37 protein-coding genes and 2 pseudogenes are annotated in these 25,618 nt (G+C 30.1%); 25 read left to right on the forward strand and 14 right to left on the reverse strand.

What is annotated here, in order from left to right:
- Window positions 1-270: 270 nt before the first annotated feature.
- From RCG18_RS17845 to RCG18_RS29130, 5 genes and pseudogenes are all read right to left on the reverse strand, one after another.
- The gene (locus RCG18_RS17845) at window positions 271-621 is read right to left on the reverse strand and encodes a cupin domain-containing protein (RefSeq protein WP_308037377.1); all 351 of its coding nucleotides are present in this window, start codon (window positions 619-621) and stop codon (window positions 271-273) included.
- A gap of 73 nt (window positions 622-694) precedes the next feature.
- Window positions 695-1,087: a carboxymuconolactone decarboxylase family protein gene (locus RCG18_RS17850; RefSeq protein WP_308037378.1), complete on the reverse strand. Its 393-nt coding sequence runs from the start codon at window positions 1,085-1,087 to the stop codon at window positions 695-697.
- Window positions 1,088-1,205: 118 nt separating this feature from the next.
- Window positions 1,206-1,331 (reverse strand): hypothetical protein, encoded by a 126-nt coding sequence (locus tag RCG18_RS17855; RefSeq protein ID WP_308037379.1) that lies wholly within the window; start codon window positions 1,329-1,331, stop codon window positions 1,206-1,208.
- A gap of 961 nt (window positions 1,332-2,292) precedes the next feature.
- Window positions 2,293-2,565 (reverse strand): annotated as a pseudogene (locus RCG18_RS29125) (tyrosine-type recombinase/integrase); the annotation flags it as partial.
- A gap of 57 nt (window positions 2,566-2,622) precedes the next feature.
- Window positions 2,623-3,234 carry a tyrosine-type recombinase/integrase gene (locus RCG18_RS29130; protein ID WP_374118926.1) on the reverse strand — a complete coding sequence of 204 codons (612 nt, stop codon included), beginning with the start codon at window positions 3,232-3,234 and terminating at the stop codon, window positions 2,623-2,625.
- A 627-nt stretch (window positions 3,235-3,861) separates the two neighbouring features.
- Here RCG18_RS29130 and RCG18_RS17865 point away from each other — a divergent pair.
- The 8 genes from RCG18_RS17865 (at window position 3,862) to RCG18_RS17900 (ending at window position 6,424) form a co-directional block, all read left to right on the forward strand.
- Window positions 3,862-4,056 (forward strand): hypothetical protein, encoded by a 195-nt coding sequence (locus RCG18_RS17865; RefSeq protein WP_308037380.1) that lies wholly within the window; start codon window positions 3,862-3,864, stop codon window positions 4,054-4,056.
- Window positions 4,057-4,172: 116 nt separating this feature from the next.
- The gene (locus RCG18_RS17870; RefSeq protein WP_308037381.1) at window positions 4,173-4,592 is read left to right on the forward strand and encodes a hypothetical protein; all 420 of its coding nucleotides are present in this window, start codon (window positions 4,173-4,175) and stop codon (window positions 4,590-4,592) included.
- Window positions 4,593-4,781: 189 nt separating this feature from the next.
- Window positions 4,782-5,072, forward strand: a complete 291-nt coding sequence (locus RCG18_RS17875) for a hypothetical protein (protein ID WP_308037382.1) — start codon at window positions 4,782-4,784, stop codon at window positions 5,070-5,072.
- 41 nt (window positions 5,073-5,113) lie between these two features.
- Window positions 5,114-5,272, forward strand: coding sequence for a hypothetical protein (locus RCG18_RS17880; RefSeq protein ID WP_308042133.1), 159 nt, complete (start codon window positions 5,114-5,116; stop codon window positions 5,270-5,272).
- Window positions 5,273-5,345: 73 nt separating this feature from the next.
- A complete protein-coding gene (locus RCG18_RS17885) occupies window positions 5,346-5,510 on the forward strand; it encodes a hypothetical protein (protein WP_308037383.1) in 165 nt (54 codons plus the stop codon).
- Window positions 5,511-5,615: 105 nt separating this feature from the next.
- Entirely contained in the window at window positions 5,616-5,810 is a 195-nt protein-coding gene (locus RCG18_RS17890; protein WP_308037384.1) for a hypothetical protein, read from the forward strand.
- 102 nt (window positions 5,811-5,912) lie between these two features.
- A complete protein-coding gene (locus RCG18_RS17895; RefSeq protein ID WP_308037385.1) occupies window positions 5,913-6,140 on the forward strand; it encodes a hypothetical protein in 228 nt (75 codons plus the stop codon).
- Entirely contained in the window at window positions 6,137-6,424 is a 288-nt protein-coding gene (locus tag RCG18_RS17900; protein ID WP_308037386.1) for a hypothetical protein, read from the forward strand. Before RCG18_RS17895 ends, RCG18_RS17900 begins: the two co-directional genes overlap by 4 nt.
- A 131-nt stretch (window positions 6,425-6,555) precedes the next feature.
- Here RCG18_RS17900 and RCG18_RS17905 read toward each other — a convergent pair whose 3' ends face one another.
- A complete protein-coding gene (locus RCG18_RS17905; RefSeq protein WP_308037387.1) occupies window positions 6,556-7,002 on the reverse strand; it encodes a hypothetical protein in 447 nt (148 codons plus the stop codon).
- Between the two features lie 849 nt (window positions 7,003-7,851).
- On the opposite strand from RCG18_RS17905, the gene RCG18_RS17910 reads away from it, so the two are divergent.
- The 4 genes from RCG18_RS17910 to RCG18_RS17925 all read left to right on the forward strand — a co-directional run bounded on the left by RCG18_RS17910 (window position 7,852) and on the right by RCG18_RS17925 (window position 10,896).
- Window positions 7,852-9,279 carry an Ig-like domain-containing protein gene (locus tag RCG18_RS17910; protein ID WP_308037388.1) on the forward strand — a complete coding sequence of 476 codons (1,428 nt, stop codon included), beginning with the start codon at window positions 7,852-7,854 and terminating at the stop codon, window positions 9,277-9,279.
- A 32-nt stretch (window positions 9,280-9,311) separates the two neighbouring features.
- Window positions 9,312-9,482, forward strand: coding sequence for a hypothetical protein (locus RCG18_RS17915; protein WP_308037389.1), 171 nt, complete (start codon window positions 9,312-9,314; stop codon window positions 9,480-9,482).
- Between the two features lie 258 nt (window positions 9,483-9,740).
- Window positions 9,741-10,358 (forward strand): fibronectin type III domain-containing protein, encoded by a 618-nt coding sequence (locus RCG18_RS17920; protein ID WP_308037390.1) that lies wholly within the window; start codon window positions 9,741-9,743, stop codon window positions 10,356-10,358.
- Between the two features lie 319 nt (window positions 10,359-10,677).
- Window positions 10,678-10,896 carry a hypothetical protein gene (locus tag RCG18_RS17925; protein ID WP_308037391.1) on the forward strand — a complete coding sequence of 73 codons (219 nt, stop codon included), beginning with the start codon at window positions 10,678-10,680 and terminating at the stop codon, window positions 10,894-10,896.
- Between the two features lie 25 nt (window positions 10,897-10,921).
- Here the strand turns inward: RCG18_RS17925 and RCG18_RS17930 are convergent, their stop codons facing one another.
- Window positions 10,922-11,122 carry a helix-turn-helix domain-containing protein gene (locus tag RCG18_RS17930; protein ID WP_308037392.1) on the reverse strand — a complete coding sequence of 67 codons (201 nt, stop codon included), beginning with the start codon at window positions 11,120-11,122 and terminating at the stop codon, window positions 10,922-10,924.
- A 166-nt stretch (window positions 11,123-11,288) separates the two neighbouring features.
- Window positions 11,289-11,411, reverse strand: a complete 123-nt coding sequence (locus RCG18_RS17935; RefSeq protein ID WP_308037393.1) for a hypothetical protein — start codon at window positions 11,409-11,411, stop codon at window positions 11,289-11,291.
- A gap of 185 nt (window positions 11,412-11,596) precedes the next feature.
- On the opposite strand from RCG18_RS17935, the gene RCG18_RS17940 reads away from it, so the two are divergent.
- From RCG18_RS17940 to RCG18_RS17975, 8 genes are all read left to right on the forward strand, one after another.
- A complete protein-coding gene (locus RCG18_RS17940) occupies window positions 11,597-12,181 on the forward strand; it encodes a hypothetical protein (RefSeq protein WP_308037394.1) in 585 nt (194 codons plus the stop codon).
- A 110-nt stretch (window positions 12,182-12,291) separates the two neighbouring features.
- The gene (locus RCG18_RS17945; RefSeq protein ID WP_308042056.1) at window positions 12,292-12,807 is read left to right on the forward strand and encodes a transposase; all 516 of its coding nucleotides are present in this window, start codon (window positions 12,292-12,294) and stop codon (window positions 12,805-12,807) included.
- Window positions 12,797-13,897: a terminase gene (locus tag RCG18_RS17950; RefSeq protein WP_374118929.1), complete on the forward strand. Its 1,101-nt coding sequence runs from the start codon at window positions 12,797-12,799 to the stop codon at window positions 13,895-13,897. Before RCG18_RS17945 ends, RCG18_RS17950 begins: the two co-directional genes overlap by 11 nt.
- Before the next feature lie 19 nt (window positions 13,898-13,916).
- Window positions 13,917-14,054 (forward strand): hypothetical protein, encoded by a 138-nt coding sequence (locus RCG18_RS17955; RefSeq protein WP_308037395.1) that lies wholly within the window; start codon window positions 13,917-13,919, stop codon window positions 14,052-14,054.
- A 319-nt stretch (window positions 14,055-14,373) separates the two neighbouring features.
- Window positions 14,374-15,171, forward strand: coding sequence for a hypothetical protein (locus RCG18_RS17960; protein WP_308037396.1), 798 nt, complete (start codon window positions 14,374-14,376; stop codon window positions 15,169-15,171).
- A 65-nt stretch (window positions 15,172-15,236) separates the two neighbouring features.
- Window positions 15,237-15,743: an N-acetylmuramoyl-L-alanine amidase gene (locus RCG18_RS17965; RefSeq protein ID WP_308037397.1), complete on the forward strand. Its 507-nt coding sequence runs from the start codon at window positions 15,237-15,239 to the stop codon at window positions 15,741-15,743.
- 33 nt (window positions 15,744-15,776) lie between these two features.
- The gene (locus RCG18_RS17970) at window positions 15,777-15,926 is read left to right on the forward strand and encodes a hypothetical protein (RefSeq protein ID WP_308037398.1); all 150 of its coding nucleotides are present in this window, start codon (window positions 15,777-15,779) and stop codon (window positions 15,924-15,926) included.
- Between the two features lie 333 nt (window positions 15,927-16,259).
- On the forward strand, window positions 16,260-16,520 hold the full coding sequence (locus RCG18_RS17975; RefSeq protein WP_308037399.1) for a hypothetical protein: 261 nt from the start codon (window positions 16,260-16,262) through the stop codon (window positions 16,518-16,520).
- A gap of 10 nt (window positions 16,521-16,530) precedes the next feature.
- On the opposite strand, the pseudogene RCG18_RS17980 reads toward RCG18_RS17975, so the two are convergent.
- The 5 genes and pseudogenes from RCG18_RS17980 to RCG18_RS18000 all read right to left on the reverse strand — a co-directional run bounded on the left by RCG18_RS17980 (window position 16,531) and on the right by RCG18_RS18000 (window position 19,106).
- A pseudogene (locus tag RCG18_RS17980) lies at window positions 16,531-16,916 on the reverse strand (VOC family protein).
- A gap of 221 nt (window positions 16,917-17,137) precedes the next feature.
- Complete coding sequence (locus RCG18_RS17985; RefSeq protein ID WP_308037400.1) at window positions 17,138-17,761, reverse strand: HAD family hydrolase; 624 nt, start codon at window positions 17,759-17,761, stop codon at window positions 17,138-17,140.
- Between the two features lie 50 nt (window positions 17,762-17,811).
- Window positions 17,812-18,447: a YdcF family protein gene (locus RCG18_RS17990; protein ID WP_308037401.1), complete on the reverse strand. Its 636-nt coding sequence runs from the start codon at window positions 18,445-18,447 to the stop codon at window positions 17,812-17,814.
- Between the two features lie 126 nt (window positions 18,448-18,573).
- Entirely contained in the window at window positions 18,574-18,699 is a 126-nt protein-coding gene (locus RCG18_RS17995) for a hypothetical protein (protein WP_308037402.1), read from the reverse strand.
- A 26-nt stretch (window positions 18,700-18,725) separates the two neighbouring features.
- The gene (locus tag RCG18_RS18000) at window positions 18,726-19,106 is read right to left on the reverse strand and encodes a helix-turn-helix transcriptional regulator (RefSeq protein WP_308037403.1); all 381 of its coding nucleotides are present in this window, start codon (window positions 19,104-19,106) and stop codon (window positions 18,726-18,728) included.
- Window positions 19,107-19,446: 340 nt separating this feature from the next.
- Here RCG18_RS18000 and RCG18_RS18005 point away from each other — a divergent pair, with 340 nt between their 5' ends.
- The 3 genes from RCG18_RS18005 (at window position 19,447) to RCG18_RS18015 (ending at window position 22,722) form a co-directional block, all read left to right on the forward strand.
- Entirely contained in the window at window positions 19,447-20,289 is an 843-nt protein-coding gene (locus RCG18_RS18005) for a tetratricopeptide repeat protein (protein WP_308037404.1), read from the forward strand.
- Window positions 20,290-20,817: 528 nt separating this feature from the next.
- Window positions 20,818-21,669 (forward strand): methyl-accepting chemotaxis protein, encoded by an 852-nt coding sequence (locus RCG18_RS18010; RefSeq protein ID WP_308037405.1) that lies wholly within the window; start codon window positions 20,818-20,820, stop codon window positions 21,667-21,669.
- A 192-nt stretch (window positions 21,670-21,861) separates the two neighbouring features.
- Window positions 21,862-22,722 (forward strand): N-acetylmuramoyl-L-alanine amidase, encoded by an 861-nt coding sequence (locus RCG18_RS18015; RefSeq protein WP_308037406.1) that lies wholly within the window; start codon window positions 21,862-21,864, stop codon window positions 22,720-22,722.
- Between the two features lie 221 nt (window positions 22,723-22,943).
- On the opposite strand, the gene RCG18_RS18020 is transcribed toward RCG18_RS18015, so the two are convergent.
- Window positions 22,944-23,507: a GNAT family protein gene (locus RCG18_RS18020; RefSeq protein WP_308037407.1), complete on the reverse strand. Its 564-nt coding sequence runs from the start codon at window positions 23,505-23,507 to the stop codon at window positions 22,944-22,946.
- Between the two features lie 425 nt (window positions 23,508-23,932).
- Between RCG18_RS18020 and RCG18_RS18025 the strand changes: the two genes are divergently transcribed.
- Window positions 23,933-25,192: a DNA polymerase IV gene (locus RCG18_RS18025; protein WP_308037408.1), complete on the forward strand. Its 1,260-nt coding sequence runs from the start codon at window positions 23,933-23,935 to the stop codon at window positions 25,190-25,192.
- An 11-nt stretch (window positions 25,193-25,203) separates the two neighbouring features.
- Window positions 25,204-25,467 (forward strand): hypothetical protein, encoded by a 264-nt coding sequence (locus RCG18_RS18030; RefSeq protein ID WP_308037409.1) that lies wholly within the window; start codon window positions 25,204-25,206, stop codon window positions 25,465-25,467.
- Window positions 25,468-25,618 lie beyond the last annotated feature (151 nt).

Raw genomic sequence — 25,618 nt, forward strand, 5'->3', positions numbered from 1 at the left:
ACTATTGCATTAAATAATTTATTACATTAATTAAAAAAAGTTTAAGGTATTTCCTACGTCTTAACTTCATAAGTTTTAGTGTCATAACCTAAAAGCTAGTAAGATAGACATTGAGATCTATAAGGAGAATGAGAACATGGAGTTAATATATCCCTTTATTATATTATTTATGGATAATCTGTTGATAAATTTGTTTATAATTTTAAGCTCGTAAAATAAGAAAAATGTGAATTAAAGTTAGGTAAATATTAATTAAGGGTTAAATCATTTCTATTCTCTTTCTTTATGGATTCGATTCCCTCCAAAAGCATGAATTGTTCTTGTTCCTGCAATACACTTTCCTCCTTGTATTGTTCCTTTCGGAATAAAGAGTTCGTCACCTGCATTTAGGATAAATTCTTGTCCATTCATAGTGACAGTATATTGTCCACAAACACAAACCATATATTCATCAAATTCATGTTTATGTTCTTTAGAGACTCTATCAGAATAGCATGTCCAGAAAGCCATCTGACTACCATCTGCACCTTCAAAAAAATAACCGTTAATATCCTTTGTATTTTGTTGATTACTACTAATATGATTCTTCTCATTTTTCATAAACTCTGGAAAGTCCTTCATTGTTACTACCTCCTATATATAAATAACTTTCATAATAACTTACTGTTCAATCACTTCATGAGAATATTGTGATTTACTTTCGTTGATTTTCGTTAGTTAAATTCATTTCTTGTAATCTTTTCTCTGCTGCTTTAATTGCTTCAGCACCTGTTTTAGTCAATACATTGATACCTTTCACAATTGTTACAATTACAAATGCTTCTACTAATTCTTCCATGGTTAAGCCTGATTCTATAGCAGCAACAGCATGTGCCTTAGCACCACTTACTTCATCATCTAAACTATCTAATATCGTGAAAATTAATTCTCTTGTCTTTTTAGGCAAATGTCCATTTTGAATAGATTCACGCATTACTAAATATCCTTTTAATCCATCTGGAGAATATTTAGAGAGTACTTCAGCAAAAGGTGGGTTCCATTTCAATTCATCCTTATAATAGTTAAGTATACTTTCAAAATCGCTCATAACTAAATTTAACCTCCGTTTTACTTCATATTAATTTATGGATATGATTTTATGTATTAATATAATTTTTACCAATACAAATAAAGGGAAATACTGCCTAATAGCATTTCCCTTAGATTTATTTTTGTTGTTGCTTTTCTTTCTCATTTGTATATTTTTGTTTTGCAACCTCAACCGGACAGGTACCGAATTCCTTATCTGTGCGCATAAGGCATTTTTTAAATTCACAATTCTTACAGTTCAATGTTTGAAACTCCCTTCACTAAGCTTTTATTATAACAATTATACAATCTATTACAGGGGATATAAAGCCCACGTAGTTAAAAGACCAAATAAATCCTGTAATAGTTATTTTGTAACTGTATAAACTATAGATGAAAATCTTTACGATTAGCCTCCTAAATTATCTATATAAAGCCTGTATCTAGAAGTAGATGCAGGTTCTATTATTTTGTCTAAAATAATAGAATTTTTAGTGACATATTTAGAGGGAATTGAATATTTATATTAATGGGAGCCCCCTATCCCTAACCTAAATTAACAGATACGTTTATGTGGGCCTTGATCGTAGCATTTCTCTATTTAATATAAAGTTTATAAAAGATTATATATAGAGGTATCTTTCGGCGGTACCTCTTTTTTATTTGATTTCATAATGATTATTGTAACAAATAATCTATGACCGAATATAATATAATTATAGATTTAATATAAGATTGCATAACATAAACTCCTAAATGACCACCTTAATTGCTATATAGTTTCAGCCTGTATCTATTTAAGATGCAGATTGTTCTATTTTCATTTAAAATATTATTCCACAAATTAGCCCCACAATAAAAATACAAGCTATAGTTATAAGTACATCTATTCTTATATAACTTTTACTTTTCAAAGTATCACATCATTATAAGTCTGGACATAAAGATTTAGGTGATATTAATAAGGTAATATTTTTTACACCATTTTTACACCAAAGTCATTTTTAGATATAAATATTTATAAATGCATATAGCCTATAAATGTTGATACATAAGCATTTATAGACTATCGCAATTATTTATAAAGCATTTTAAAAGGAATCAGGGGTTCGAGTCCCCTAGGAGTCACCAAGTATGCAAACATAAGAGTTTCAAGGATTTGAAGTTCTTATGTTTTTGTTTTCCCACACTTTTCCCACATTAGTTTTAGATGAGCCTAGAAGATTAGCCAAATAATGAATTTAATTTTTCCACAGCGTTAGTTTTCTGTTTAGGCATGACATGAGTATAAATATCAGCTGTTATGGACATATCGGAGTGGCCAAGTAGTATTTGAACTGCTTTTAAAGGAACACCAGCTTCGAATAACTTAGTTGCATAGGTATGTCTTAAAGCATGAAATTTTTTATGTTTTATTTTGGCTTTCGCTAATAAAGCCTTATAGCTCTTGAACAGGTTTTTAGCATTGATAGGATTGCCGGTAACTGTAGGAAAAACAAATTTATCATCAGTATAAAAAGGACCTGCTTTTAATTTTTCATGCTTTTGTAGTAGTTAATGTTCCTTTATTATTGGAATTAAACTTGATGGAATAGGAACAGTGCGATTGCTATTTTTAGATTTTGGAGGCTGCAGTATAACTTCAGTTTTTCTAGATCCATCGTTTTCTAATTTTCTGGACTTTAATTTCATATTGTTATTAATGTCTATATCCTCCCATTTCAGAGCTAGTAATTCACCTTGCTTTAAACCTGTACCTAAGGCAATTAATATTAAACTTTTTAATCTATGACCTTCTAAGACTTTTTTTAAGCTATCTATTTCATCATTTGTAAAGATTTCAACTTCTTTTGTATCTGTTACATCCTTTTCAGATGGAATGACTATCTTTTTACCACTGATAGGATTTTTTAAAAGATACCCTTCATCGACAGCATAGTTTAAAAATTGCTTTAATAACTTATTTAAGTTTTTAATTACATTACTACTAATACTATTATCAAATAATTTGTTATAATACCTTTGAATTTGGATATACTTCAAATTTGATATCTTTAAACCATATAGTTCACATTCACTAATGTAATTTCTGTAAATGCCTTCATATTTTTGAAATGATGACGGTTTTACTTTAAGCCTAACAATTTCAAAGAGCCAAGTGTGCATTAATCCACCTAAAGTAGCATTTTTAAAATCTACATTCAGACCGTTTTTTACCCCTGATAAATATTCATCTCTTCTAGCTTCTGCTTCTTTCTTGGTTTTACCATAAAACTCCTTTCTTATTAGCTTTCCATTTAAATCTCTGCCAATGGAAGCTGTTATTCTAAAGTAATCACTACCGTATTATTAAAATATTTTTAAAACCCCAAAATGAGGTTTAAAATATACTAAATAGTTATCAATTTCGCAATAAATCCCATACTTTTCTCTATAGTGATTTATTGCTTTATTCAAAAAATCTTCAGTGATATTTAAGTATTCAGCTAATTCGTATTTATTTCGAATACCTCTTTCAAATGCATTTACTAAAGAGATAATACCCACTAACTTTTCATAGGCCCAGTTTCTAGCACGCTTTTCCTGCTTTATATTGTTTATATCAGATTGATCTAATATATTTCCATAAGTGGTATGGTGATGTCCAAGATCTTCTGACAGTATACATTTTTTCTCAGCTAATGTATCTATTTTGTTATCTATAGCGATTGTATTATCACCATTTATAAAAGTATTAAGGATCCGGCCAAGATAACAGTTGTAAATGACAAGAATGATGAACTTATTAATTACATGTTAGTTCTTAGGGACTGGCCGGAAGAATTATATAAAGCATGTAATGCACTTCCTTATAGTGAAAGTCTATATGAAAAATATAAGTGGGAGCCGGTACCTGATGATAACTTAGAAAGAGCAGTAAGGTTTTTCTATAAAATGAGGTTAATATTCTCGTCCAGTCAGGACCGAATTGATTTTAATGAATTATAAACCTATAGGGTTTGAACAATTAAGTATAATTTAGCAAATATAAACATGAGTTCAGGCACATTTACGACTTAAATGTATTAGTGAAATAAAACAATAATACAAAGGAGGATACTAATTTGAAAGAGCATAAATGCTGCGAGGAGTGTAATAAGAACGTAACAGAGTTACATCATATCGTATTTAGATCACAGGCTCCTTATATGGCTAATATAAAAATAAATTTTAAGTATTTATGCCCTGAGGATCACAGAGGCAACAATGGTCCTCATATGAATAAAGATATTGATTTTAAATATAAATATGAGCTGCAGACAAAGCTATTTGAAATGTTCAATAAACCATATTGTACAGAAAAAGAAATAAAGGAATTACTAAAAACCACATCAAGCGAAGTTAGAAAAATAGTTAAAAAGCTTAAGCTTTATAAAGAAGGCACATATTTTGAAGAAAGAGAAGTTCAATTTGAGGATGGTAAGTTTGTTGCAGCTCCAGTAAAAATTAAGGATGAACAAATGAGTATTGAAGATATAGGTTAGCAAATAAAAAAACCAGGGATGAAAAGCCCTGGCATAAAGGTTATATCAATTGTATCAATATCATAACAACATTTAAAACTGTTTATTGACAGCAAATATTATCAGGAGACACGAATCCAATGATATAACTTTTACAAAAATAGAATGTGCAGAATTAAGATTATTATTCTGGTAAATATAGGTGATTAGATGGCACTAGATATGGTAGACATAGCCAAAGAGATATACACTGCAGCTAAAAGGCTTCAAAAAAGTGGAGATAAGCTTTTTACATTAGCTAGGGGATATGCAGAAGCTGAACAAAAGTATAGACAAGATTTAGGAATAGAACTTCTTAAGCTAAGAGAGCAGAAAGTTCCTGTCACTCTTATAGGAGATGTAGCAAGGGCAAATATATCTGACTTAAAATTCAATAGAGATATGGCCGAATATAAATATAAGGCAGGCAGAGACAAGGCACAAGCATTGCAGCCGAAATAAGTGCACTACAAACATTATATAAGCGACAGGAGGATATATAGGTGAAAATAATGATTATGAATTGTTTTAAGAAAGACTTCTGGTATAAAAACAGTATAGGCAAGACTTTTGAAGTTAAAAGAGAAGATAAGAATAGATATTATGTAAATCAAAAGAGTGTGTTAGTATCTGTGCTTAAGGCAGATGCAGAGGTGATTTAAGTGTACAAAGTTAAGAGAATCAAACTAACTTTTATTTGATCCTCTAACTTGAGTATAAAGGAGTGACATTATAATGGCTAATAAAGCAATATCAAATAATGCACAAGCAACAGAAAAGGTTTTGAGACTAGGTATAATAACAGTATTAAAAAATAATAAAACTAGGCTTAAGTACAAAGGAGTATTGCTTATATTTTTTCTTTTATTCATAATTAAGACCTCCGAGTATTTTAGTTAAATTATAACATGACATGGGTTAAATGAAAATTAATTTTAAAATATATAGGAAACATATAAAATACTTTAGTTTCAATTTAAAACCAACATTGAGGAGGATAGAACCATGGAACAGCTTAAGAAAATATTAATTCATGACTTCTTAGCTGGGACAGAAATAAGATTTGAGAGTATACACAGACCTGTATATCATAATTGCAGATATAAAATAGATGGACGTTGGAGAAGGGCAAGGATAAGCTTTCAAACTAGGAAAATAAAAGTTAATGGACAAGTAGTTAGGAGGTGCAACATATGTTAGCAATAGTAATTCTAACTACAACTATAACCTTAATAATAGTAGCTCCAGTTGTAGCAATGGCCATATGTAAGACAGCAAAAGAACTTAAAGAGGAGGACAACAATGATAGATAAAGAGACTTTCAGAAAAACAGAATCAAGGTTATATAGGCACTTTAAGCAGTTAAAACTAATTGAAAAATTAAAACATAAAGTATTAATACTATGGAAGCAGAAAGAACAGGTAGAAAAGGATATTAAGAATAATAATGTAACTATCGAAACAGGCCTAAACATGGGAATAGACTACAGTAGAGAGAGGGTACAACAGGCTATGCAGAACAGGAAATGATAAGGGCTATAGGAAAACTTGAAAGAGAGTTACTGAATAAAAAGAAAAAGATATTAAAGATTCATACTAGAATAAGAGAGATGGAAGAACAGGTCCAGGATATGCAATTCAATTTATCTATGTTCAATGAAGAATCTAAAAGGTTTATAGAGTGGAAGTATGGAGAGTGTAAGAGCGTTGAGTGGATAGCTAATAAAATGTATGCAGGAGCTAGGGCAACAGCTTATAGGAAGAGAGAGGAACTTGTAGAGGATATAGCACAGTGGTGTAATTTTGCAAAGTGAAGATAAATTGAGGATTTAATAGAATCTTTGTATTGAAATAAATATTTTAGATTAAAGTATATTATAAAGAGGTAGGATTGTCCAAACCTACCTCTTAAAAAATATTGAACTTACTATTCTTTTAATATACCTTATTTTGTTAGAAAGGTTGTACCAGTATAGTAGAAATCAAGTGTTGCAGTGTTAATTGTATTTCCACTACTATCTAGTGCTTTTATTTCAACCTGATAATTGCAATTTGGGTGAGCCATGGCATTATCTGCGAAAATATCTTTTCTAATATTTGAATAAGTATATATGCCATTATCAGCGCCACCTATTTGTTGATTAGTGTATGGAGCTGTTTTATTATATATTTTGAATTTATAAGTCGTAGCATTTTTTTGAGGGGTCCAATAAAGTACTCCATCTGTACTAACTGCTGGTGATAATGAAACAAACGAAGCTGCCAAAACATTAGAAATATTAGTTTGCACAATATTCTTTGCAGGTGCTGCTTGTACATTAGCAAAAGTTAAGCTAGAAGCTAATAACACGCCACATAGAGTAGAAGTTAAAAGTTTAATTTTTTTGTTCATAACATAAATCTCCTTTTGTAATAAGTTTTACATAATATTCGTCTACAACAAAAATTTTACAATAATTAAGTAATAATGTAAAATTCCAAATTTAGTCATATTTAACTGTAAATTGGATTAACACGCTGATATGTTAATATAATCTAAATATGGTAATGATTTTGAAAGATTTCTTGTAAAATATGAGACGAATTTGAGACAAACTTGAGATAAATACATTAAATATATATTATATAATAAGTATAAGTAAAATTGCCTAATGGTTGTAGTGGGGATTACATACTGTGTGGCAACAGTAAAGCACTTGGAGAAATCTGAGTGCTTATTTTATTTTCATAATAATTTAATACATATGCAATAAAATCGTAACAATAAATCTATATAATAATAAGTGCCTTAAAAGTTAATTTTTATAAATGTCCGTTATTCATATTTTAAGCATTGGTAGAAATACTGATGCTTATTTTTTAAATATACAAAAATGTAACAATTTAGCTATAACTTTGTAATAATTGGAAGCTATAATTATGATTGTCCTGAGTTATTAAAAGATTAGGAGATAGATTACCCAATCTTATCAAACAATACATTTGACCAAGCACTGGTGTAAAAACTGGTGCTTATTTAATATTAAGAACAAATAAAGTAGTACCAAAATATGGAATGTTAAATGTTAACTTTAGGCAAATTATACTTTAAAATAAAATTTTTACTCAAATTTCAACATATGTAGACATTTATAATAATTTGTATTACGGTTTTCGTTGCAAGCTTAGCTAAGGGCATTTAAAATAATTATTGGACATGTTCAAAAAATGTTAAAAATTATTCTAAATGGAGGAATATTGAATGAGTAAATTTAAGAGTTTTATAGATGAAATTATATTGGTATTTTGTATAACTTTAATATTCGGAGTTTGTGTAAGCAGTAGTGCAAAAGCAGATGATATATACTCAAGTAATTTAATTCCTGTGATGAGAGACTATACTAATCCTAGTGGACAAGTAATTTATAGTAACGATCGTTCCTATGGTGAAGCGTGGAAAGCGTTTAATGGAACAACCAATGATTGGACAGACAGATGGTTTGCAACTTCTAAAACTGGGTATATAGGTTACAAATTTGTATCTCCTCAAAAAATATGTAAATATGTGATAACACCAGTTGTTGGAGATAGTATAAATGGAAGCATTAGATGTTGTAAGAGTTGGACTTTTGAAGGTTCAAATGATGGAAAGTACTGGTATACATTAGATAAAAGGACTGATATAACAAATTGGCAAAATGGCATTAAAAATGAATTTGTATTTAATAATCAAAATGAATATTTATATTACAGGATAAATATTACAGATATAAACGGTGGGGACTGTTTAGAAATAGGTGAGCTTGAAATGATGTCGAGAGTAGAGATTAAATCAAGCAATATTTCAATTAATAAAACAGCATTAGATATGAAGGTGGATCAAATAGATGTTCTAACAACAACAATAACACCAGATAATGCAACAAATAAAACTGTAACTTGGAAAAGTAGTAACGATTCAATAGCAAAAGTAGATGTTGCTACAGGAAAAGTTACAGCAGTAGGAGTTGGCACAGCAACAATAACAGCTACAACTACAGATGGAAGTAATTTAAGTGCTTCATGCACAGTAAATGTAACAGCTCCAACCACAACTAGTAGTGGAATAGTATTAAATATAGAACCTGAAAAAACTAAAATAAAGACTACTGAAACCGTATCTGCTAACTTAGTTATTGATAATATAAAAGAAATAGCAGCAGAAGATGTAAGAATAAAATACGATAATACTAAATTAGAATTCTTAGGCATGGATGAAGTTGATGGAATTAAATTAGTAAAAAATGATACTCAACCTGGGGAACTAAGAGTTATAGTTGCAAGCAAAGGAGCTGATAACGTAGTTAATGCCAAAAAGGCATTATTAAAACTAAACTTTAAAGGAATAGCAGCAGGTGAAGCTTTAGTTGATGTAATTAAAGGTAGAGTTTCAGATGGTATTACAATGGAGAAAGATTTAACAGACGCAGAGTGTGGACAGGCTACAATAACTATAGAAGATTTAAAGGATGTAAATAACAGTGGAGAATTTACACTTTTGGACTTAGCTATAGATGCAAGGCACTTAGGGAAAGATCCTAAAACACTTACTCAGTACAATACAGATATAGTTGAAAATAATGCTATCGATGATGATGACCTGTTAAAGATAGGAGAATACATGTTAGCAAATCCTAATTATAAATTTTAATAATATTAATTATGTAAGACAGGAGAAAAGAAATGAAAAAATTTTATAAAAGTTTTATTTGTAAAATAGGATTAGTATTCGCGATGGCTCTAATGTTTGGAGTTTTGGGACATACTAATGTTTATGCTGCAACTATAGGACAGCAATTAACTTCACCAGAAGCTGGGTGGCAAAGAATTGATGATACAGATTCTAAAATATAATATATAGGTGGCGTTTGGAGCGCTCATAATAATGATAATACAAATATTTCACCTAGCTGCTATAATAAAACCTATCATAATGGAAGTGGAATAATTAAATTTAAATTTAAAGGTACTAAATTAAGGATTATAGCATTCTATACTCTATCTAATCGCTCAGATAATATTCAAGTTAACATAGATGGAGTTAAAATTGGTAGTTATTCGCAGTCAAAGGCAAATACAGGAGCACAAATATTATTATTTGAAAAACCAAATTTGAATGATGGAATTCATACTGTTCAAATAATAAATAATGTACAAGGAACTATCATTGATTTAGATGCAATAGATATAGATGATGCAGGAAAATTATTACCATATGATTATACAACTTTAACAGCAGTAGCAAATACTACAAATCAAGCTATAACATTAAACTGGGACAAGGTCGAAGGAGCTACAGGATATAATATTAAAAAGTCAACTACTCAAGGAAGTGGATATACAACAATAGCCTCAAATGTTATAGAAAATACTTGTAATGACAGAGATGTAGAAGCAGGAAAAACTTATTACTATATAGTTACACCTATAATTAATGGCCAAGAAGGTACTCCGTCAAATGAAGCTTCTGCAACAGCTAATAAACCAACTGAGACAGGAAATGCAATATTAACTATAACTATGACAAATGGAAATGTAAAATCATATACAGTAAGTATGGCTAAAGTAAATGACTTTATAAGTTGGTACAACAGTAGATCCAGTGGAAGTAATGGAAGCCCATGTTATACATTTGATAAAACAGATAGTTTACAACCATTTACAAAGAAAACTGAATATGTAGTATTTGATAAAATATCATCTTTTGAAGTAGATGAATATAGTAAATAGAAATAAGTAATATAAGAAATAAGGCACTTGGTTAACTCCAGGTGCTTATTATTTTACAAGTTGTTAAAGAAGTATATGATTATTTAACAATAATGACACAAGGATGTAACAATTGACATTTATAATAATAATTGTCCTAAGCTAATAAAGCTTAGAGGAAGAAATAATGCTTTTAATGCATAATAGTCCCCCTTATTATATATAAAATAAGCACTGGTAGAAATACTGGTGCTTATTTTCGTTTCAAAAAGTTATACACAACATATTGTGGATAGTGTGAATAACATATACTATATATTGTTAAAAGTAGGTGAAGAATATGTTAAATATCTATACGAGTTATAAATGTAAAACATGTAAATTAGAATTTGTATTACTATCAGAAGATGTAGATAAAATGGCTAAGGATAGATATCTAACATGTCCTTATTGCAGTAGTAAAAGAGTGAATAAGGAAAAGACCACAGATAGTCTTAAGGAATGCATGAAGCAAAGAAGTTATAGAAGAAATAGGCGTGGAGCTATTGAACAGAGATAAAAAAATAGGGTAGAAACAATCCACCCTATTTTAAACGTGCAAGTATGTCTTCTTTAAAGAATATTTTAGTTTTAGATAAGCTACGTATAGGGGTTAACTTACCTCTTTTGACAAGATCGTTAAGGTTTTGCCTGCTGCATTGAAGGAGTTCGGCTGCTTTTGAAGTATCTACAACCTCCGAAGCAATAAACTGAGCTAACTCTTCTTTAGAATTAAAACTAAACATATAAGCACCTACTTTCTAAGCGTTAGAACTAATGTTATTAAAATAATAACTATGGTTATACTAATTATTGCTAGAGTTATCTTTTGAATATTTTTCATAGTAACACTCCTTTTAATAATATTTTAATTATGATATTATTAAGGAAGAAGAAGTTTTAAGGGGAGGGCTATTTGTTAGCCCTCAGCATGAAGATTATTAGGTTTATCAAAGCTATAATCAAGTTCGTTATTGCAGTTACCAACTGGATTATAGCTTTTTTATCCGACCCTTTCGACTTCTTCTTTTTCATGTTTATCACCTCCCTACAATTATGCTACATCAAAACTATTGACGTACATCAATTAAATTTAAGAAATAAATAGAATAAATGTTATAATATTCAACAAGGTAATATAAATAATTCGACTTTTTGAAGGAAACCTCCTTTTAACATAGAAGTTATTTATAATGTATTCTAAAATTGGAGGTTGAGAAATGATACTTATTAAAAAGGAAACCATGTCAGACATAGAGCGATGTCAACAAGTTCTTGAAAAGAAAGATATAGGAGAAGCTAAGAAATTATTAGAAATTTTACTTGGAGCATATTCCGATTACATTCCAGGCATAAGGAACAACTTAGATTTTTACTCTTATCATTATAGTAGTCCTGTAGATTATTTAGGGGATATAGAAAAGATGAAAAGAAAACTGGAACTTTTTTTAGGTAACGGATGTGTAGTTAACAATGGGCAAGCAAATGGTAATATTCAAATTAATAATACTAATGACAATAATAATGCTAATACAAATACTAACACAAATACTAACACAATAGATTTAAATGTATTATTTGATGAAACTAGACAAAAAATCGAAAATGATGAAACTCTAGGAGAAGAAGAAATTAAAGAAATATTAGAAAGAATAGATGAGATAAAAGTTGTTCACGAAAGTGGCGAACCTAGAAATAGAAAGTGGTTTAGATTAAGAGAGTTAATGTCATGGGTGGGAACTAAGGGTTTAGTAGTTGGCACATCGATTCTTAATTTGATAACTGCAATATTAAAAGCACAATAATAGCTTATAAATGGTATAATAAATAGCGTGTTAAGTACAAACATATATTAACTGGCGTTTAGGTCTTAGGACTTAGGCGTCTTTATTCATTAACAAAGGAGGTGAGCCCAATAGCTAAATCAAAATGGGAAGATGTCAAAGAAAAGTTAATTCTTGTTGAGGGGTGGGGACGAGAAGGGCTCACTGATGAACAAATAGCACATAACTTAGAGATAGGTAAAACTGCATTTTATAAATATAAAAAGGAACATACGGAGTTTGCGAACGCCCTAAAAAAGGGAAAAGAAGTAATTGACTTTGAAGTGGAAAATGCTTTATTTAAAAGAGCTCTAGGATATGAGTATCAAGAAGTTACAAGGGAAAGAACTGTAATAAAGGATGATAAAGGTCAGATAGTAACTGATATTCATGGGTTTCCTTGCTATAAGATGATAGTTGTAAAGACTGTTAGGAAAGAAGTTGCTCCAGGCACTATAGCTCAGATTTTCTGGCTAAAGAATAGGAAGCCTGAGAAGTGGAGAGATAAGCAGGAAGTACAGCATAGTGGTGGAATAAATACTAAGAATCCATTTGAAGGGCTTACAAAGGAACAGCTATTAAAATTAGCTAGTGAAGATGATGGATAAAAAGTTAATACAGTTAGGGGCAAAGATAGAACTTACAAGACGTGAGTTCTTTTTTTATTGTAATTTAAAAGCACCTGATTTTTATAAATCTAATAGAAAATACTTAGTTGACTTATGTAATGATCTACAGGAATTTTATGAAGGTGATGATGAAGTACTAATTGTTAATGAGCCTCCTAGACATGGAAAATCTAGAACAGCAGGTTTATTTGTTGAGTGGGTATTAGGAAAGAGTCAGTCTGAAAAGATTATGACAGGTTCATACAATGAAACTTTATTAACTATGTTTTCTAAGAATGTTAGAAATTCTATACAAGAAGAAAAGGCCGATAAATATAAACCAGTATTTAGTGATGTATTTTCAGGAGTAGCAATTAAACGTGGAGATGGAGCTATGAACCTATGGTCTTTAGAAGGTGGATATAATAACTATCTAGCAACTTCACTCATAGGAACTGCAACTGGTTTTGGATGCTCTTTAATGATTATAGACGACCTTATTAAAAATGCAGAAGAAGCTTATAATGAAGCAGTACTTGAGAAACATTGGGATTGGCTTACTAATACCATGCTATCACGTTTAGAAGAAGGCGGAAAAATAATTATTATAATGACAAGGTGGGCAAGTGGTGATTTAGCTGGTAGAGCTTTAGAATATTACAAAGAGCAGGGAATAAAAGTTAAACATATATCTATGAAAGCACTGATTGATATAGAGAAAAAACAAATGTTATGTGCAGAAGTATTAAGCTATAAAAGCTATAAAAATAAAGTTAAAGCTATGGGAGAAGATATAGCTAGTGCTAACTATCAACAGGAACCTATAGATCTTAAGGGAAGGTTATACAGCAGCTTCAAGACGTATACAGATATATCAAGAGATGATAAGGGTAACCCTCTATTTACATCTATTAAAGCTTATGTTGATACTACAGATGAAGGAACCGACTATTTATGTGCAATTGCATATGGAGAATACAATAAAGAAGCCTATGTATTAGATGGAGGAAGTTTAAGAATAACGCCTGATAGACTAGAAATTAAAGCATTAGGAGTTCATTTGACTGAATTTTTTGGCATGGGTGATTAATTCTGTTAGGAGGTAAACTATGGATGAACTAATGAACAAATTTATGAAAAGTTGCCTAGAACTCGGAAAAGAGTTATTAGATAAAGAGGAACTAACCCAAAAGGAAGAAGAATTTTTAAAAAACTTAGATTTAGTAGTTGAGAAGTATATGAAATAGATTCCATAGAGAGTTTGGAGTAACCAAGCTCTTTTTATTTTGTACAAATATAAATGCTGAATGAAAAATTAAGTTTAATATAAATATCATTATTCATATATCGTAAAAAGTCTATTTTAGTGCGGAAAATAATTATTTTACCAATTTAGCTACTTTATGATAAAAAAAGCATAGTTCACGACAATAGGGTTGTCTTCTTTAGGTGTCTATACTATCATTGGTGCTGTAGATATTTGTAAATTTACAGTTTAAGTGGTAAAAAAATCTACAAGAACAGTAAATATGCGCAATATAAAACATATGATGGGGGAGAAATAAAATGAAATTAAAAAAATTATTATCAAGTTTAATGGCTCTTTCAATTATTGCTGCAAGTAGTTTAGCTTTTGGAGCGACTGCTAAAGCAGCACCAACTAAATCACTTCAACCTACACAAAATTCTACAACCACAAAAAATAATGTAAAATCAGAAAGTAATATAAGATCTATAATACCTGTTAATCAGAAATATTCAGTTTATTGTGAGTTGAGTAGCAAGACAATATCAAATGTAGAAAGATATATAAGGAAAAGTTTGCAGAATAAGGAGACACCTACTGCTGATGGAATTAGAAATGTTTTAATTGAAAATGGAGTAAGTAGAAACATTGCAAATAATATTTCATATAGCTTATCAGATTTATCAGTAAGAACTTATGGTGGTTCATCATATCATTCAATATTTCCAGAAACATGGTTTAGTGAAAGTTCAGTAGAAAATGCATATTTAATATTAACTGATGGAAATGGTAATTTTAGTTTAGCTATGGGACAATCAGGCTTTAAGAATTATTCAACTTATGGAATTTTAAGCAATAGAGATATTGAAAATTTATGTAAAACTATAAAAAATAACCCTATGACAACTTCAGATGCTTTTGCTTATGCAGAAGAAGTTGTTGTCAAAAGTAATATAACTAAAGATAGAGTTATGGCAAGAAAAATAGGAAAAACTATTATCAATTTTGTGCATAATCCAGATAGCGCTTATGAAGAACTTAAAGATTTAAATGAGAATCTTATTGTTTTAGTAAGTGATAACAATGAAAAAGTTTTAATAACTCGTGAAGCAAGATAAAAAATTAATAAAAAAAGAGTTTGGAAGAATAATCCAAGCTCTTTTTTTATTAATTTTTTATACATTTGAATGCAGGAGGCGGAAAAGGCAGTGAAGTATTTGCCATGAGCGCTGAGGGAAACGCTTTAGCCTCTAATGTGGTAAAAGCTTTGGTGGCACTGGGATTTGTAAATCGTGGTGTAAAAGATGGTAGTAGTTTATATGTAATAAGGCATAGTAAACCTGTAGCAATTCTTATAGAAGTATGTTTTGTAGATACTCAAAGTGATGCGGGCTTATACAATAAATTAGGAACTGAAGTTATAGCCTCAGCTATAGTTCAAGGACTCACCGGGCAAACAGCTCAGGTGGATAATAGTAATTTTGACTTTATTAAATCAATACAACATGACTTACAAAGAGTTAGTTGCCTAGCTACTGGTGAAGTTAATGCCACTGGTGTATTAGATATAAAAACTAAAGCAGCAATAAAACAGTTTAGATATGTAGTAGAGTTACCAGATAGTGAAAATATTGATTCTCAGCTTATAGATGCGTTGAATGCAATCACTAAGATGCCGACTATAGGATAAGGGTGGATAGCAAACGTAGTTGCGACTAGGTTTATGCAATGGTTTATAGGGATTACACCTAAAAGTGGTGTATTTGATTCTAACACAATACAAAAGGTTAAAGAATGGCAAAAGAAAGAAGGAATTTGGAGTGATCCAGATGCTGTAATAAGACCGAAAGATTGGAGTAAGATTTTAAAATAGGAGATGATAACATATGAAGGAATTACTACAAATTAAAAAGATTATAGCTCTATTACTTACTTATAGTATTTTGTTTTCTTGCTATCGTTGGAAAAGTTACAGCAGATCAATATCTAACGGTATTCAGCTTGGTTATTGCTTTTTACTTTGGACAATCTACTGCTAGACAGGTAGTTAAGGAGAATAAGTAATTTACCCCGGGCTTAGGCCTGGGGATTTTTGCTTTTATCTAAGAAGGAATTTTAAGGTCGATGTAGAAAGTTTTATTATATGAGTAGGAGGGAGATAATGGCTGGTAGCAAGAATAAAGAAATTAACTATATATGAGGGAAGATGAAAATTATGATAAGTGAAGATAATGCAAAAGAATTAGCAGAATCTATAAAAGATAAAGGAATTGCATGTGTTAAATACTGGGGTATAGAAACAGTACCAAATTCACACATCAAAATGACTTATAAAGTTTTCCCAGAGGAGTTAAAAAATAAAAAGGTCCATGTATTTGAAGGATTATCCTCTACGGATGAAAAAATTAGATATCTTAAGCTTGTACCTAATTTATCACAAAACATAGGTATAGACTTTGGTTGTTGAGAAAATTGATCTACTTTTCATATAACTCTATAGGTAAATCATCTGGGTCACTAAAGAAAGTGAATTTTTTTTCGGTAATTTCATCAATTCTAATAGGCTCAATAATTATGTTTTTTGGGATAACTCTTTTATTATTTCCTCAATATTATCCACCTCAAAAGCTAAGTGCCTTAGGCCTCTTGCTTCTGGATAACTTAGTCTTTCGGGTGAACGAGGAAAAGAAAATAATTCTATTTGGTAATCCTGGCCAAGAGCTAAATCCAACTTATGTGATTCCATTTTTTTTCTATATGTTTCCTTAATGATTTTTAAACCCAAAATGTTAACATAAAAATCCTTAGATTTTTTATAATCTGAACAAATAATAGCTATATGATGAATTTTATTTAATTTCATTAGAATATCCTCTTTATTATCAAAATTTAGGTGCGCTAAGTTAAACACTGGTTTAATAGTTTTATATGGCTTCTGTAATAATTATTTTATAACTGTATAAACTATAGATACATAAATATCCTCTATTCCACATTGGAATTTTATTATGGCAATAAACAGTCCTACATTCTTTTAATCAAGAGTGTAGGGCTCGCTAACTTTATATGTTATGTACTTGACTTTTATATCAATTTTAAAAGTTCATCAAAACTATCAATAACATAATCATATTCCTTAACCTGTCCAAAGCCATATCTGGCATAAATAAAAGGTATACCAGCAAATCTTGCTGCATTTAAGTCTCCCTCAGTATCTCCAACATACACTGAATTGCTTAAGTTATTTCTTTCTATTATTAATTTTATATTTTCACCTTTAGTTAACCCTGTTCTACCTGAGTTTTCATAGTCTATAAAGTATTTATTTAATTTATGAGATTCAAAAAATGATTCTATATATCCACATTGACAGTTACTAACAATAAACAGATTGTGATTCTTTGATAATTCCTCTAAAGTTTCCTCTAATTTATCATATAAGATAGCTCCGTGCTTTGCTAAATATTCGCATTCATTCTTACAACAATTTTTCATTATTTCAAGTCTCTTATCAACTTCTAAGTATGGAAAGAAAATTTTTGCAATATCACTTATTACTAATCCCATAACTCCCTTCATATCATCAACTGTTAATCTATTTTTTACTTCATCATATTTGTCCAATGTTTTATTCCAAGAATCTATAACACTACTTGAAGAATCCCACAAAGTCCCATCTAAATCAAAAATAATACTATTCATTTTCATAATTCCTCCCTTTACTTCACATTATAGGAAAGTTGCGAAACAGTATAGTATTAGTGTCTTTTTATTTTAGTTTTGGTCATTACATAATTCTCCCACATATATATAGTAATAATATAAAGATAAGAGAATTCTCTTGGATAGTCAGATTTCTCCATTTGATATGTAATATTGAATTTTGATAAAAAATAGTTAGAACGTCTTAAATGCCAGGGAGAAGTTACTACCATTGCTGATGACCAATTTTTATCTACCATTATCTTTATTGAATTTTGTATATTTTGATATGTATTTCTTGATTTATCCTCTTTAATCAAACAACTATTTGGAATACCTAATGATTCTGCGAAATTAGCCATAATATCTGCTTCAATATATTTATTATAGACTCCCCCACCTGAACATATAATGTTATTAGCGTATCCCTTATTAAATAATTCAACTGCTTTTATAACTCTTTCTCTCATTATCGGAGAAGGCTTCCCGTCCTGTAATGCAGGAAAGCCTAAAATAATTATCACATCAAATCTATCCCGTTTCAATTTTGTTGCAGGAGACTTATAAAGCAAAAGAGGATATAAGTTGATTAATACAAGGATTATAATAATAAAAATAAAAACACTTATTGCCATATACTTTAATAAACTAATAAGAATATTAGCATCCATTTCCTTTTGTACTCCATTCATTGCGTATAATTTATTTATACATGTTTCGCAGTTTCTTACGAATATGACTTTATATATTAATATAATTATATAGTTTTTACCAATGCAAATAAAGGAAAATACTACTTAATAGCATTTCCCTTAGATTTATTTTTGTTGTTGCTTTTCTTTCTCATTTGCATATTTTTGTTTTGCAACATCAACCGGACAGGTATCGAACTCCTTATCTGTACGCATTAAGCATCTTTTAAATTCACAATCCTTACAGTTCAATGGTATAACCCCTTTCTTTAAATTTATTACTGCTCTTTTTTCTTTAACTTTCGTAGTTGCAAATCACTTTTAACCACATTTAAAATCATGTTAGTAACATCGTCACTAAGGTTGTTGGCATCTTTGACAATGTCTTGCTCAATCAATCTATCAAGGAATTCGTCTATAACACTCTTCTTTTCAGTAACATTTTCTTCTTCTTCGCTTTCAGTAAAGTATGAAATTTTTCTACCAGTAACATCTGAAATTTTTTTTAGAGTTTCAACACTTGGTTTGTTTATGTCGGTTTCCCATTTAGACACAACTTTATACCCAGACTTTTCATCTAATCCTAGCTTATCTGCAAATCCTTGTTGAGTTAATCCCATGTTTACACGTATTTCTCTTATTTTTTCTCCCATTGCCATCTTTGAATCACCTCTAATTTCATTATATCAACTTTTATTCTCTTTGAAAACGATAAATCACTTATTAAAGTCAATAACTCTTATATTCTATAAAAACAGAACATTATATAGAAATTTAGAAGTGAATATAAAATAGTAAATAGCAATAGACCGGTGATATGCTAATAGACTTATATATTCGAGATACTACATCGAAATTTTACTATAGAATATGAGTTTACATTAATTGGATGTAGGCTCTTTTATTTGTTGAAATAATAAAAATAAAGGATTTTATGTAAAATTGTAGAATATAATTTAAATGTTAGCATTTTATTAATCATCATAAGGGGGATATCTTATGTTAAGCAAGGATAAGGTAAAAAGGATATCAATTATAATTGCAATAGCAGTGATAGGATTTATTGGAGCAGGACTTGGTGCCTATAAATATCATAAGGCGCAAGAATATAAAAATTTAATAACTACAGCTAATAATTATATGAATTCAGGCGAATATGATAAAGCGATTGCACTATTTAACCAATCATTATCTTATAAAGAAGACATTAGTATAAAGAGTAATATAAAATTAGCTGAAAATTTAAAAGAAGTTAAGAGTTCCTATGATAAGGGTATAAGCTTAATGAATGATAAAAAATATTTAGAGGCTATGGAGCAGTTCAAGAAAGTAACTAAAGAAGATGATAAGTTATATAATAATGCGCAGAAAAGCATAAATGAATGTAAGAAACAATATACAACGCAAAATGTACAGTTAGCAAACAACTCAATTAAAAGTGGTAATTATGGGGATGCTTATAAGTATATAGCTGAAGTTTTAAAAATAGATTCTAATAATGCAGATGCTCAAAAATTAAAAAGTGATGTAGCTAAAGCAGAACAAGAGAAAAAAGCCAATGAAGAACAGGAAAAGACTGCTGCAGCTAATGCTAATAACAGAGCAGTAACTCAAGAGCAAGCCATTAAGATAATTTCAGATAAAATTACCGACAAGGGTCCTAAAACAGTGGTCCAATGTGAAAACATTGAAAACAAGAACGGATCAGAGTATTATTACATCCATGTTTATGATAATATGGGAAGTCATGCTGCTACAAGAGGGTGGTATTATGTTGAAGTAAGCACAGGAAAGGCTTATAAGCAGGATTTAATTACTAATCGATTAACACCTATTAATTAATTTAAAGCAAATTTAATCCAACAATTAAGCCCTTAGGGGCTTTTCTTTATCCTAAAATATTATTCCACAAATAACTCCCACGATAAAAATACAAGCTATAGTCAAAAGTACATCTATTCTTATATAACTTTTCAATAACATCACTTCATTATAAATCTGGACATAAAGATCTTTTTTAAACAAAATAAAAGACTTACTACTTAAGAGTACTTCTAAACACATTAAAGATTTAGGTGATATTAATGGGGTAATATCTTTTACACTATCTGTACACCGAAGTTATTTTTAGATATAAATACTTATGAAAGGTTATAGCTTTTTTATTTCTGCTGTAAGGCTGCATAAGTATGACGAAGAGTATGGGATTTTTTTAGCGCTAGAAATACGTGCTATCAAAACAAATATTACTAAAAGTAGCAACAGATTTTTATTATAAATACTTGAACAATACATATTATACCAATATAATGAATAATATGTAGAAAAATATAAAGTTTTAAAACAATTTGCTGAATGGAGGCTGTGTTTATGGATTATAATAAATACTTTAGTGAAGAGTTAAGTGATGAGGAAATTTTAAGGTCATTTTCTGTTGTTTTACCATATTTAAACGATCTTTCAAGAGATGATACAGCATTTGGATTATCAGATAAGGAAAAATACATTTATTATGAACCTGCTGAAGGATTTGATTTACAAGTCAAATATGGTACTGAAGTAGTTGAAACAGTAAAAGATTCTCTAAATAGCGGTAAAATCCAAAAAGGAAATATACCAGCAAATGTATTAGGCAAAGCTATAAAAGTTATAGTAACACCTATAAAGAATTCAAAAGGACAGATCATCGGAACAATTAGTAATGGAATTGACATGGAAAATTCTAATCAGATGGTAAGTAGTATAAGTGAATTATCTCAATCAATAACACAAGTATCAGGTGGTGTGGGTGAACTAGCAGATGCGGCTTCAGAACTTGCTAAGTCCGGGCAAAGTGCGATTAAGTTAGCTCAGGCTACAATGGAAACTTCAAAAAAGACTTCAGAAGCGCTGGAAATTATTAAAGGTATTGCTGATAAAATAAATCTGCTAGGATTAAATGCAGCCATTGAGTCTGCTAGAGCTGGTGAACAAGGAAGAGGATTTAATGTTGTGTCAAGTGAAATTAGGAAGCTTGCAAAACAAAGTAAGGAATCTGTTACTACTATAAGAGATATTATCGAAGAGATGAATTCATCGGTAAATAACATTACTAAAGCAATTGGTGAATCAGCAACTGTAAGCGAAGAGCAAGCAGCATCTATTGAGGAAATAAGTGCAACTATTGAAAATGTTAATGATAACTTGCAAAATTTAAAAGAATTTAGTAAGAGATTTTTATAATTAGCATGTATCACCATTATGAATTTTAAATATACATATATTATAATGACAAACAGGGACTAGCAATAGTCCCTTAATTTTGTATGTTTTTATGCAAGAGGTACATTGTTTTATGTAATTCAAGCTAAGGTGTTTAAATAAATTTTAACGTTTTACGTAAAAAAGCATAGTCTGTTTAGGAGGTAGATTTTCATGAATATAATAGAAAGCGATTTACAGTTTAGAAGTAATATATCTTATGGAAATAAACCAGATAGTATTGTAGAGCACCATGCGGAAGCTAAATCATGTACTATTGAGGAAATACACCAATGGCACTTGGATAACGGATGGGCCGGATGTGGCTATCATTTCTTTGTTAGGAAAGATGGCAGTATCTATAGAGGAAGGCCAGAAGATGCTATTGGGTCTCATTGTCCAGGAATGAACAATCATTCTATAGGAATATGTGCTGAAGGTGACTATATGACAGAAACTATGCCAGCATCACAAAAACAATCGCTTATAGAACTTGGAATATATATTAAAAATAAATATGGAATTAAAAATGTATATGGACACAAAGAATGCTTTCAAACGTCCTGTCCTGGGACTAATTACCCGCTACAAGATATAAAAGATTCTATTTTATCAGGACAATCAGTACAATCAAATAATAACTATGACTTCGTAAGATCCGTACAACATGACTTGCAAAGAGTTAGTTGCCTAGCTACTGGTGAAGTTAATGCCACTGGTGTATTAGATGTCAAAACCAAAGCAGCAATAAAACAATTTAGATATGTGGTAGGGTTGCCAGACAGTGAAAATATTGATTCTCAGCTTACAGATGCGTTGAATGTAGTCATTAAAATGCCGACTATAGGAGCAGGGTGGATAGCCAATATAGTTGCGACTAGGTTTATACAATGGTTTATAGGAATTACGCCTAAGAGTGGTGTATTTGATCCTAACACAGTTCAAAAGGTTAAAGAATGGCAAAAGAAAGAAGGTATTTGGGGCAATCCTGATGGTGTTATAAGGCAGAAAGATTGGAGTAAGATTTTAAAATAAAATTGGAGAGCTGAAGAGGCTCTCTTTTAATTTACAAGAATTTTGGAGGAATGAATTAAAAAAAACTTTTACAAAGATTATCGGTTTGTCTTATGGACAAAGTTCCATAAGACAAATCTTACTTTCAACCTTGACTGGTTTATTTTCTAGATTTAGCTTCTGGCTAATGCTTTCAATTGGATCACATAAAGCAGCAATATCAGATGTATGTTATTTTTGAACTATAAATCTGATTTTAAAAATGAATACAAATCTAAATCAATAGTGCCTTTTCCTGTCCAAACTGTCCCTTGTCTTATGGTTCCTTCCTTTGTAAATTTATTTCTTTCTAACACATTTTTTGACTTAATATTATTAGGCATAACAAAGGCTTGTACTCTATTTATCCCGATAGTATTTAACAAATAATCACGTAAGGCCTCTACTGTTTTAGTAGCAAAACCATTCCCCCAATGATCTTCGCTTAAAGTGTATCCAATAGTAGCCATATTTACTTTTGCATCAAAATCAAATATTTCAGCAACCCCAATGACTCTTTCCAAATCCGCATTCAAACAAATTGCAAGAAATATGGTTTTCTTTTTACTAAAATCTCTTTCAAAATGAGAAATCATATTTTCGACTGTAGACTTATTCTTTTTTACTTCTCCCGGTCTATATTTGAATAAGTTTTCATTACTGTATATCGAGTAAAGGTCATCCAAATCAGATTTTTCTATTTTTCTGAGAGTAATTTCATTTGTTTGGATGAGGGGAAATTTTGAAAATAAAATGTCCTTATCCATAGTTTTCCTCCTTGTGTATAATAATATTAGTTTTGTAATGTTCTACAAATATGATTTTATGTATCAATATAAGTATACAATTTTTACTATTACCAATAAAGGAATTTGTTACTATCTGTAGACAGGTTAAGTCTACTGTAAGCAGAGAAGAAGCGGAAAATATGAGATATGGACCATGCAGAGTTTGCCATCCATAACATTTAAATTAAGTTCTAGATTTATTCTAGAGCTTTTTTTGTTGTGGTGAAAAGCAAGAAGTAAAGTTTAAAATAAGAAAATTGATAAAAGGATAAAAGATATTAAGCAATGTTGTAAATAATAGTAGGAGCCCTAAGATTCTTTTTATCCAATAATTGGATTGACTACAAACATATGTTCGTATATAATAAAGCATAAAGGACAATACTAGAAACAGGGTGAAACTTATGAATAGTAATAAAAAAATTATTTTTCACATTGATGTAAATTCTGCATTCTTATCATGGGAAGCAGCGTACAGATTACAACAAGGAGAAAAAATTGATTTAAGAGAAATTTCCTCTGTAGTAGGTGGAAATGAAGAAAGTAGACACGGAATTGTGTTAGCAAAATCTATCGCTGCTAAAAAGTTTAATATCAAAACTGGAGAACCTTTATTTACAGCAAGACAGAAATGTCCTGAATTAGTTGTAGTACCACCACGCCACAATCTATATCTGCAGTGTAGTGATTCATTGGTGGAAATATTAAAAGATTACACTCCCATAATACAAAGATATTCTATAGATGAATGCTTTTTAGATTTTACTAATATGGAGCATATATATACTGACATTATAAAACTAGCCAATGATATAAGAGAGCGTGTTAAAAGAGAGCTTGGATTTACTGTAAATATAGGTATCTCTAATAACAAACTACTCGCAAAAATGGCATCAGATTTTAAGAAACCAGATAAAGTTCATACACTATTTCCTGAAGAAATAAAAAGTAAGATGTGGCGTCTTCCGGTAGAAGATTTGTTTTTTGTTGGCAGAGCTACACTTCCTAAGTTGAATAAGCTAAATATATTCACAATAGGTGATTTAGCAAACTACGATTTAAATATTATAAAGAATATATTTAAAAGCCATGGAGTTATGATCTGGAATTATGCAAATGGCATAGATAATAGTGAAGTAAGAAAAAGTAACAAAGTTGAAGTGAAAAGTATTGGAAATTCAATCACATTGCCTTTTGATGTGAAAGATAAAGAAACTGCACATAAAATTCTACTATCCCTTGCTGAAACAGTAGGAATGCGACTTAGAAAATCACAAAACTGTTGTAAGTTAGTTGCTATATATCTTAGAGACGCAGACTTCATCAGCTACTCACATCAAATAAAGTTATATTGTCCAACAGATTCTACTAAAATAGTTTCGAGAGTATGTTTCCAATTATTTGATGAGTGTTGGAAACATAAACCTTTAAGAAGTTTAGGAGTATCAGTTAGTGAATTGTGTAGCAATGATTTTTGCCAGTCATCTATTTTTGATGATCCTAATTTAGAAAAGAATAGGTCTATTGATAAGGCTATGGATTCTATTCGTTTAAAGTATGGTAATAACTCTGTTACAAGAGGTACTTTTTTACACTCAGGGATTCATCCTACTACTGGTGGTATAGAATCCGAAAACTATCCTATTATGTCAAGTATTTTATAAGGAGATAGTATATGAAAGTAGTTGCAAGATCAATAGATATGGTAGCATGGTTCGATAAAAACGGAGTGCCTAATCCCGTAAGATTTAGGTTAGATGGGGAAAAAGATGAGACTATTATTATAAAAATAGATAAGGTTATTACCAGGAATAAAGAGAAGCTAGCAGGTAATCATATGCTTATTTTTAACTGCCAAGGCTGTATTAATGGAGCACAAAAGTTATTTGAAATTAAATACGAGTTAAGCACATGTAAATGGATACTGTATAAAATATAATGCAGAAGGTAATGGCGAAGAGAATATTAGAGAAACAGAAAAGATATTTTTCATTATGTGAATAAAAAGGAGTGGGACAAATATAACTGTAGCCTAAACTACAGTTATATTTGTTAAATTTATATAATTAGAGTTTCAGCTTTTATCTATG

Source organism: Clostridium sp. OS1-26, assembly GCF_030915445.1.
Lineage (GTDB): Bacteria > Bacillota > Clostridia > Clostridiales > Clostridiaceae > Clostridium_AM.